This window comes from Vibrio sp. zbq_1 (assembly GCF_043102935.1).
In the GTDB taxonomy this organism is placed as follows: domain Bacteria; phylum Pseudomonadota; class Gammaproteobacteria; order Enterobacterales; family Vibrionaceae; genus Vibrio; species Vibrio parahaemolyticus.
Genome location: NZ_JBICJH010000044.1, coordinates 357,858 through 367,109, shown reverse-complemented (window position 1 = coordinate 367,109; position 9,252 = coordinate 357,858). Strand labels below are relative to the sequence as shown.

Sequence of the window (9,252 nt, the reverse complement as noted above, 5' to 3'; positions counted from 1 at the left end):
CCAGATGCAATACGCAGAGTCAGACTCTTACCAGTTTCGCGAAAACTACGCACCGCAACTGGAAGCGCCGAATTTAGAAGACGTTCAAAGGTTATTGAGTCAACTCGAATCGACCAATGTCGTAGATGAGTTAGACATAGACGACATTTTGGAACAGAACACCATCGACATTGCGATTCACGCAAAGTCGATACAACCAGACGTTGAAGTAGCTCTTGAGTCACCAATAGAAGTGGTTGAAGAAATTCAAGAATGGGTGATAGAAGAGCCTGTTTCTGAAGTCATTCAAACTGAGGTAGCTCAAGTCGAAGCGGTAGAAGTTGTTCCTGAGATAGAACAAGACATCGCGATAGAACAGCAAACCGAAACGCAACTGGAAACCGAGGCGAGCCCTGCGATCCCCAATACGTGGGAAGGCACGCAAAGAAGTGAAGATTTTCAAGTGCTTTACTTTGACGTCAACGAAGTGACATTTGCCGTACCGCTCGATGAATTGGGTGGCATTCATCGCATTACCGAGCTCAACCACCTTATTGGTCGACCAGCCTGGTACTTAGGTTTACAGACGAACCGCGAACAGCAGTTTGATGTTGTCGACACTGCAAAGTGGGTGATGGCAGACAAACTCCGTGGGGATGAATACAAAGATAACTACCAATACGTTGTCATGCTTGGTGAAAGCATGTGGGGTTTAGCCAGTAACCAACTATTGGGTACTGAAACCCTAAATGGCGACAATGTTCGTTGGCGAGAACAAGCGGGTAAACGCCCTTGGCTAGCGGGCATGGTGAAAGAAAAAATGTGTGCTTTAATTCATGTCCAAGCACTTATAGACATGCTAAACGCCGGTTTAGATGTAAAATCACTGAATTAGATTTAAGTCGGGAACGACATTAACGAGGATTAACTATGTCTCAAGCTTTTGAAGTAGAAGTGAAGAAAGATACATCGAATGACGAAGTTCTTCAGTGGGTGACGTTCCAACTAGAAGAAGAAACGTACGGCATCAATGTAATGCAAGTTCGTGAAGTTCTTCGTTACACTGAAATTGCTCCAGTTCCAGGTGCGCCAGATTACGTACTAGGTATCATCAACCTACGTGGTAACGTTGTAACGGTTATCGATACACGTTCACGCTTCGGTTTGATGGAAGGCGAAGTAACTGATAACACACGTATCATCGTGATCGAATCAGAGCGTCAAGTTATCGGCATCTTGGTAGATAGCGTTGCTGAGGTGGTTTACCTACGTTCTTCTGAGATCGACACTACGCCTTCTGTAGGTACAGACGAAAGTGCGAAATTCATCCAAGGTGTAAGCAACCGTGACGGTAAGCTTCTGATCCTTGTTGATTTGAACAAGCTGCTAACTGACGACGAATGGGACGAGATGGCTCACCTATAATTGGCTGAATGACGATGGCTGAAGAGACTTTTTTATCTGTACCATTCCTCGCGGGTGGCGTTGCGTTTATTGTATTGGTGTTGGTTGTGTTGCAGCTGCGCATTCGTGCTAGTTTGCAAAAGCAAATGGACCAACAGCGAGCGCAGGCACGACACGCGGATAAAGAAGTGCAGAAGCTGAACAAACAGCTACTAGAGGTACGTTCGGTTGTAGTTGGCCTTGGCCAAAAAGTAACTGAGCAGCAAGATATCATCCAACATCTTAATGAGCGAATTCGCGAACTAGAACACGCTGATACTGATGGTCGCTTATACAGTAGAGCAACCAAAATGGTGCAGTTAGGGGCTGATATCAACGAGCTAATCGAAGAGTGTGAACTGCCAAAAGCAGAAGCAGAGTTGATGCTCTCTTTGCAGAAAAAACTGGCTGGAAAAGAGAAGATCCCGCCATTAAGCAGTCAACCTTCCGATGATTCGAATTACCCACCACGTGGGCGTCGACGATAAAGAGAATAAAAAGAAGCTTCGGCTTCTTTTTTTATATCTAAAATAAAAACTTATAGCCACTTATGGTTAATTTTATCAAAGTGTGACAGTAAGTTAACAAAAATACATGAACTTACATACATCCCTGCTTTCTTATCCTGTTTTGTCACAAGTAAGCTGTGTTAATATAGCCCTTCGTTCCTTATGAAGTTGAAGCCCTATGTTAGAAGTGTCTAACCTGACTGCGATCCGTGATGAAAGGGTCCTGTTTGAAAACCTGCAATTTGAAATTAAGCCTGGTGAGTTAGTCCAGATCGAAGGGCGTAATGGCACAGGTAAAACGACGCTACTGCGCATTATTACAGGGTTAGGCGATAGAGAAGAAGGAATGATCAAGTGGAAAGGTGAAGAGGTTGAAAAATCTCGTGATGTCTTCCACCAAGACTTGCTATTTCTCGGCCATCAAACTGGCGTAAAGCGCGAACTCACCGCATTTGAAAACTTACGTTTTTACCAATCTATTCAAAATAACAGCACTTCCGATGAAGAAATCTTTACTGCTTTAACCCAAGTGGGGCTTGCGGGGCGAGAAGATGTACCTGTAGCACAACTTTCTGCGGGTCAGCAGCGTCGCGTTGCTTTGGCTAGACTTTGGCTAAGTAAGCAGATTTTGTGGATTTTGGATGAACCACTAACAGCAATCGACAAACAAGGTGTCAAAGTGCTTGAAGCTCTGTTTGCTCAGCATGCCGATAACGGTGGCATTGTGATGTTAACGACGCACCAAGATATGTTTGCTGACAGCCCTAAACTTAGAAAAATAAAATTGGGTGATTGATATGATTTCGGCCATGACAACTATTATTCGCCGCGAACTCTTGATTGCATTTCGTCGCCAAGCCGACATTTTGAACCCGCTTTGGTTCTTTATTATTGTTATTACTTTGTTTCCATTGAGTATTGGGCCTGAACCTAATTTGTTAGCACGTATTGCAGCGGGCATTGTTTGGGTTGCCGCATTGCTATCGGCATTATTATCATTAGAACGTCTATTTCGTGATGATTTTCAAGATGGTGCGTTAGAGCAAATGATGCTCATGCCAATTCCCTTGCAACTTGTGGTGATATCTAAGGTCATAGCTCATTGGGTGCTAACGGGATTACCGCTGATTTTGATCAGCCCGCTATTGGCAGTATTACTTTCTCTGGATTTCAACACTTGGTTGTCTGTGGTGCTCACGTTAATGATTGGCACCCCGACACTGAGTTTTATCGGTGCTATTGGTGTGGCGCTGACAGTTGGGTTACAAAAGGGCGGCGTTCTTTTGAGTTTGCTTATTCTTCCGCTCTATATCCCAATTCTGATTTTCGCAACATCGGCGATTGATGCTGCTGCGTTAGGTATGGCGTATAACGGTCAATTGGCGATTTTAGGTGCAATGTTAATGGGCGCGATAACTCTCACGCCATTTGCAATCAGTGCCGCGTTGCGAGTTAGTGTTAACTAACTCAATAAAGTGTCATTAACACGACGCTTGATCAAAGAATTATTATTAAAGCACTGCTACGGTCTCGACCCCTTAGACAGTGTCCCTGAAGTAAGAGTGAGAACTAAACATGTGGAAATGGCTACATCCTTATGCCAAGCCAGAAGCAGCTTACCGTTTGAGTGGTAAGTTCTTACCTTGGTTTTCTGTATTGGCCCTCGTATGCCTAGCGGTAGGTACCGTTTGGGGACTGGCGTTTGCGCCTTCTGATTACCAACAAGGTGACAGTTTCCGAATTATTTATATTCATGTTCCATCTGCTATTTGGTCTATGGGCGTGTACATGTCGATGGCGATTGCTGCCTTTATCGGTTTGGTTTGGCAAGTTCGCTTATCAGATATGGCCGCTCTTGCGATGGCACCGATCGGCGCAGTATTCACCTTTATTGCTCTTCTGACCGGTGCCGTTTGGGGCAAACCGATGTGGGGCACTTGGTGGGTATGGGATGCTCGTCTTACTTCTGAACTTATTCTTCTATTCCTTTACCTTGGTGTGATAGCACTTTACCACGCGTTTGATGACCAAAAAACGGCTGCAAAAGCAGCGGGTATTTTGGCGATTGTTGGCGTAGTGAACCTGCCAATCATCCACTTCTCTGTTGAGTGGTGGAACACGCTTCACCAAGGCGCAACAATTACGAAATTCGAACAACCTTCAATTTCATCCGACATGCTTTGGCCACTGTTGCTGAACATCTTTGGTTTTGCGTTCTTCTTTGGTGCTGTGACTATGGTGCGTTTCCGTAACGAAATCATCAGTAAAGAAAGTCATCGCCCTTGGGTTCGCGATCTCGCAACAGACAAAACTCAGTGAGGTAATTAACGATGCACTTTGAATCTCTGAGCGACTTTTTTGCCATGGGTGGCTATGCGTCATACGTATGGAGCGCGTTCGGCATTACTTTTTTATCAATGCTTATCCTTCTAATCACCAGCCTACGTCGCGGTGATGCATTAATGAAAGAAGTGAAAGCGAAAATTGACCGTCAAGCGCGTATTGACGCAGCGAAGAATATGGAGAACACCTTATGAACCCGAGACGTAAAAAGAGGCTAGGTATTGTTCTGGCGATCTTTATCGGTATCAGTGCCACCATCGGTTTGATGTTATATGCGCTTAACCAAAATATGGACCTTTTCTACACGCCGACTGAACTGGTCAACGGTAAGCCAGATGGTACTAAACCTGAGGTTGGTCAGCGTCTTCGTATTGGTGGTATGGTGGTTGTAGGCTCGGTTCGTCGTGATCCTAACTCTCTTAAAGTGAGCTTTGATCTGCATGATGTGGGTCCAAAAGTAACGATCACTTACGAAGGTATTCTTCCTGATTTGTTCCGTGAAGGGCAGGGCATCGTTGCGCAAGGTGTTCTAAAAGATGCAACGACAGTTGAAGCGTTTGAAGTTCTCGCTAAACACGACGAAGAATACATGCCACCTGAAATTGCAGAAGCCATGAAGAAAACGCATGAACCATTGCAATACAGCAGTGAACAAAAACAAGGAAGCGGCGAATGATTGCTGAAATCGGCCATTTTGCCCTCATTTTATCTTTAGCGATGGCGGTACTGCTTTCTGTACTGCCGCTATGGGGCGCATCAAACAATAATACGATGCTGATGAATACCGCTCGACCGCTGTCTTGGTCGATGTTCATCATGCTGTTTTTCTCGTTCGTGATTTTGTGTTGGGGTTTTTATACTAACGACTTCACTCTGCAATACGTAGCAAGTAACTCAAACAGCCAACTGCCTTGGTACTACCGTTTGACAGCGGTATGGGGTGCACACGAAGGTTCCCTATTGCTTTGGGTGCTTATCCAAGCAGGTTGGACCGTCGCGGTTGCTACATTCAGCCGCGGTATGCCACAAGAGTCGGTTGCACGTGTACTTGCCGTAATGGGTATGATCTCAGTAGGTTTCCTACTGTTTATTATCTTAACGTCAAACCCATTCCTACGTACGTTACCGTTCTTCCCTGTTGATGGTCGAGATTTGAACCCGCTTCTGCAAGACCCTGGGCTGATTGTGCATCCACCAATGCTGTACATGGGTTACGTCGGTTTCTCTGTTGCGTTTTCGTTCGCGATTGCTTCTCTAATGACAGGTCGTCTTGATACAGCATGGGCGCGCTGGTCTCGTCCTTGGACAACGGCGGCATGGGTATTCCTAACTTTGGGTATCGCACTAGGTTCTTGGTGGGCTTATTACGAACTTGGCTGGGGCGGCTGGTGGTTCTGGGATCCAGTAGAAAATGCATCCTTTATGCCTTGGCTAGCAGGTACTGCACTTATGCACTCGCTAGCAGTGACGGAAAAACGCGGTACATTTAAAGCTTGGACAGTATTGCTAGCGATCTCTGCATTCTCGTTGAGTTTGTTAGGTACTTTCTTAGTTCGTTCGGGCATTTTGGTGTCGGTACACGCGTTTGCGTCCGATCCTTCTCGCGGTATGTTTATCCTTGGTTTCCTTGTCTTCGTTATCGGTGGCTCTTTACTGCTATTCGCGGTGAAAGGTGCGGCGGTACGTGTTCGTGGTAACTTTGATTTAGTGTCACGCGAAAACGCACTTCTGGCCAATAACGTTTTGCTGATTGCTGCACTTGTGGTTGTTTTAGTTGGTACGTTGTTGCCATTGGTTCACAAGCAGCTTGGTTTGGGCTCGGTTTCTATCGGTGCCCCATTCTTCGATATGCTATTTGCATGGCTCATGATGCCGTTTGCCTTCTTGCTAGGTATCGGTCCTCTTATCCGTTGGAAGCGTGACCAGTTATCTTCGATTGTGAAGCCTATGCTTGTGTCGGGCACTATGTCTCTGGCGTTGGCGGCGGTTTGTGTATTCCTATTTGCTGATTTCTTCTCAGTGATGGCGTACATCGGCTGGGTTATGTCGATTTGGATTGTGGCAATGCATGCGTTCGAATTGCATGAGCGTGCGACGCACCGTCACAGTTTTGCTGAAGGTGTTCGTAAGCTTCAACGTAGCCACTGGGCGATGATGTTTGGTCATATCGGTCTTGCCGTGACGATCATTGGTATCGCTATGGTACAAAACTACAGCATTGAGCGTGATGTGCGTCTAGCGCCAGGTGAACACTTCCAAATCGAAGGTTATGATTTCTACTTCTCGGGTCTTCGCGATAAAGACGGTCCGAACTACGATGGTTACATCGCTGATTTCGAAATCACACACGATGGTAAGTACATCAATACACTTCATGCCGAGAAGCGTTTCTACCGCACCGCGAAGTCGATGATGACAGAAGCGGCCATTGATCGTGGCATCACTCGCGACCTTTACATCGCGATGGGGGAGCGTTTGGAAGATAACCGTTCTTGGGCGGTGCGCATTTACTACAAGCCGTTCGTACGTTGGATCTGGGCTGGCTCTTTGATCATGGCATTAGGTGGCGCACTAGCGATTTCTGATAAGCGTTACCGCTTCCGTAAGTCATCGAAAAAGAACGCAAAGTCAAACGAGCAGGTAGCATAAAATGAATAAGAAAATCTTGTTTATCCCGTTGGTTGCTTTCTTAGTTCTGGCGGGGATCTTCGCAACACAGTTGGTTCGTAACCAAGATGGTGACGACCCAACAAAGCTGGAATCTGTTTTAGTTGGCAAACCTGTTCCTAAGTTTCACTTAGAAGACTTGGCCGAACCGGGTAAACAGTACGATCAGTCGATTTTTAAAGGTGAGCCTCTGCTGTTAAATGTGTGGGCTACATGGTGTCCTACTTGCTACGCAGAGCATAAATATCTCAACGAACTTGCTAGTAAAGGCGTGAAGATCATCGGTATGAACTACAAAGATGATCGAAACAAAGCGATCGGTTGGTTGAACGATTTAGGTAACCCATACCTAATTAGTCTGTTCGATGGCAGCGGTATGTTGGGGCTGGATCTTGGTGTGTACGGCGCACCAGAAACCTTCATTATCGATGCGAATGGTGTCATTCGTTACCGTCATGTAGGTGATGTTAACCCTCGAAATTGGGCTGACACGTTAGCACCGATGTACAACCAGCTGGTTGAGGAGGCGAAGCAATGAGAAAAGTGATTTTAGCAGTGTTTGCAGCCCTAACATTCTCGTTGGCGGCACATGCTGCAATTGAAGTGTATGAGTTTGACAACTTAGAGCAGGAGCAACAGTTCAAGGAGCTGGGGCACACATTACGTTGCCCTAAATGTCAGAACAACACCATCTCTGATTCGAATGCCGAACTTGCTCAAGACTTGCGCCACAAGGTCTACGAAATGACGAAAGAGGGCAAGTCAAAAGAAGAGATCGTCGATTACATGATCGCGCGCTACGGCAACTTCGTGACGTACAATCCGCCATTCACTATGTCGACAGCGATTTTATGGCTTGGTCCACTGGCTGTGGTTTTGGGCGGTTTTGGTTTGATCGTGCTTCGTAGCCGAAAGTCAAAAGCAAAAGTCACGGCAAACAACGACGAGAAATGGGACGAGCAAAAAGAAGCGCGTTTAAAAGCGCTGCTTGAAGAAGAGAATAACGGAGATAATAAGTAATGACTCTATTTTGGATTTCCACCGTTATTCTTACGTTGATTGCTTGTGCGTTAGTTGCGCTGCCTCTTTTGAAGCAGAAAGCAAACAACGACGACATCTTACGTGATGAGTTGAACAAAGCTTTTTATAAAGATCGTCTTTCTGAGCTTCAAGAAGAAACAGAAGAAGGTCTTGTCGAGAGTCAAGAAGATCTGATTTCTGATCTTAAGCAGTCACTTTTGGATGATATTCCTGCACAGAAAATGAGTCAGGAAACCAAAGTCTCGCCGATGGCAGTGCTTATTCCTTCTGTGATTCTTACAGTTGCGTTAAGTTACGGGCTTTATTACAAGTTTGGCGCATCTCAAGATGTTGTGAAATGGCAAGAGGTTACGTCTAACTTGCCAGAGCTTTCTAAGAAGCTGATGTCGTCGTCTTCTGAACCTCTGAGCGATGATGAAATGGCTGATTTAACCTTAGCACTGCGCACGCGCCTGCATTATCAGCCAGAAGATTCAACCGGTTGGTTGCTACTCGGTCGTATTGCATTAGCGAACCGCGATGTGACGACAGCCATCGATTCTATGAAGAAATCGTATGCTCTTGAGCCAAAAGATCCTGACGTTATGTTAGGTTACGCTCAGGCGTTAATGCTTTCTCAAGACGAGATGGACCACGCAACGGCTCGTTCTTTACTTGGTAAGCTCATGCAACAAGATTACGTGGATTTACGCGTGTTCTCATTGCTCGCATTTGATGCATTTGAACGTAAAGATTACCCAGCAGCAATTAAATACTGGGGTATCATGCAGCAGATGATCGGTCCTGACGATAGCCGTTACGAAAGCCTTTCACGCAGTATCGACCATGCACGCAAACAAATGGGTGAAGTGGTTTCTCCGGATAAAAGCGTGGCAGTAACGATTAATGTCGCACCTGAAGCACAACTTGATCCTAACGCGGTATTAATTGTCTCAATTCATCGTGCTGATGGTTCACCAATGCCGGTTGCAGCCGCTCGCTATCCACTTGGTTCGTTCCCACGAACAGTGGTGCTAGATGACGGTAATGCGATGATGCAAGGGCAAAAACTATCATCGTTAGAAAAACTTATCGTGCGTGTACGTGTTGATTCTGATGGCAATGTTGCAACGCGCGACCAAGATTGGCATGGCGAAAGCGATGTGGTTGAATTCGGTCAACCGGTTGCAGTGACCATCGATAAACAGTATCAATAGTTAGTTGTTGTCTCTGATATATGACACTTAGTCAATGTCGGGTCCATTTAGTGGTATGACTCTAAACTATCAAG

At 45.8% G+C, this 9,252-nt stretch carries 12 protein-coding genes; all 12 read left to right on the top strand.

Annotated elements, in window-relative coordinates:
- A partial coding sequence (locus ACF8CV_RS24030) for a chemotaxis protein CheW (protein ID WP_140075110.1) occupies window positions 1-874 on the top strand: 874 nt, incomplete at its 5' end.
- A 35-nt stretch (window positions 875-909) separates the two neighbouring features.
- Window positions 910-1,404 (top strand): chemotaxis protein CheW, encoded by a 495-nt coding sequence (locus ACF8CV_RS24025; protein WP_005438733.1) that lies wholly within the window; start codon window positions 910-912, stop codon window positions 1,402-1,404.
- A gap of 14 nt (window positions 1,405-1,418) precedes the next feature.
- Window positions 1,419-1,910 (top strand): DUF2802 domain-containing protein, encoded by a 492-nt coding sequence (locus tag ACF8CV_RS24020; protein WP_005479536.1) that lies wholly within the window; start codon window positions 1,419-1,421, stop codon window positions 1,908-1,910.
- 199 nt (window positions 1,911-2,109) lie between these two features.
- Window positions 2,110-2,727 carry a cytochrome c biogenesis heme-transporting ATPase CcmA gene (gene ccmA / locus ACF8CV_RS24015; protein WP_005457758.1) on the top strand — a complete coding sequence of 206 codons (618 nt, stop codon included), beginning with the start codon at window positions 2,110-2,112 and terminating at the stop codon, window positions 2,725-2,727.
- A gap of 1 nt (window position 2,728) precedes the next feature.
- On the top strand, window positions 2,729-3,397 hold the full coding sequence (ccmB, locus tag ACF8CV_RS24010) for a heme exporter protein CcmB (protein WP_005457672.1): 669 nt from the start codon (window positions 2,729-2,731) through the stop codon (window positions 3,395-3,397).
- A 109-nt stretch (window positions 3,398-3,506) separates the two neighbouring features.
- Window positions 3,507-4,250, top strand: a complete 744-nt coding sequence (locus tag ACF8CV_RS24005; protein ID WP_005457654.1) for a heme ABC transporter permease — start codon at window positions 3,507-3,509, stop codon at window positions 4,248-4,250.
- A gap of 11 nt (window positions 4,251-4,261) precedes the next feature.
- Entirely contained in the window at window positions 4,262-4,468 is a 207-nt protein-coding gene (gene ccmD, locus ACF8CV_RS24000; protein WP_005457743.1) for a heme exporter protein CcmD, read from the top strand.
- Window positions 4,465-4,950 carry a cytochrome c maturation protein CcmE gene (gene ccmE / locus ACF8CV_RS23995; protein WP_005457727.1) on the top strand — a complete coding sequence of 162 codons (486 nt, stop codon included), beginning with the start codon at window positions 4,465-4,467 and terminating at the stop codon, window positions 4,948-4,950. The genes ccmD and ccmE overlap by 4 nt, the downstream gene beginning before the upstream one ends.
- Window positions 4,947-6,923, top strand: a complete 1,977-nt coding sequence (locus ACF8CV_RS23990; protein WP_046265327.1) for a heme lyase CcmF/NrfE family subunit — start codon at window positions 4,947-4,949, stop codon at window positions 6,921-6,923. Before ccmE ends, ACF8CV_RS23990 begins: the two co-directional genes overlap by 4 nt.
- A gap of 1 nt (window position 6,924) precedes the next feature.
- On the top strand, window positions 6,925-7,479 hold the full coding sequence (locus tag ACF8CV_RS23985; RefSeq protein WP_392417690.1) for a DsbE family thiol:disulfide interchange protein: 555 nt from the start codon (window positions 6,925-6,927) through the stop codon (window positions 7,477-7,479).
- Window positions 7,476-7,961 (top strand): cytochrome c-type biogenesis protein, encoded by a 486-nt coding sequence (locus tag ACF8CV_RS23980; RefSeq protein WP_005457737.1) that lies wholly within the window; start codon window positions 7,476-7,478, stop codon window positions 7,959-7,961. The genes ACF8CV_RS23985 and ACF8CV_RS23980 overlap by 4 nt, the downstream gene beginning before the upstream one ends.
- Window positions 7,961-9,178 carry a c-type cytochrome biogenesis protein CcmI gene (ccmI, locus tag ACF8CV_RS23975; protein WP_138937886.1) on the top strand — a complete coding sequence of 406 codons (1,218 nt, stop codon included), beginning with the start codon at window positions 7,961-7,963 and terminating at the stop codon, window positions 9,176-9,178. The genes ACF8CV_RS23980 and ccmI overlap by 1 nt, the downstream gene beginning before the upstream one ends.
- Window positions 9,179-9,252 lie beyond the last annotated feature (74 nt).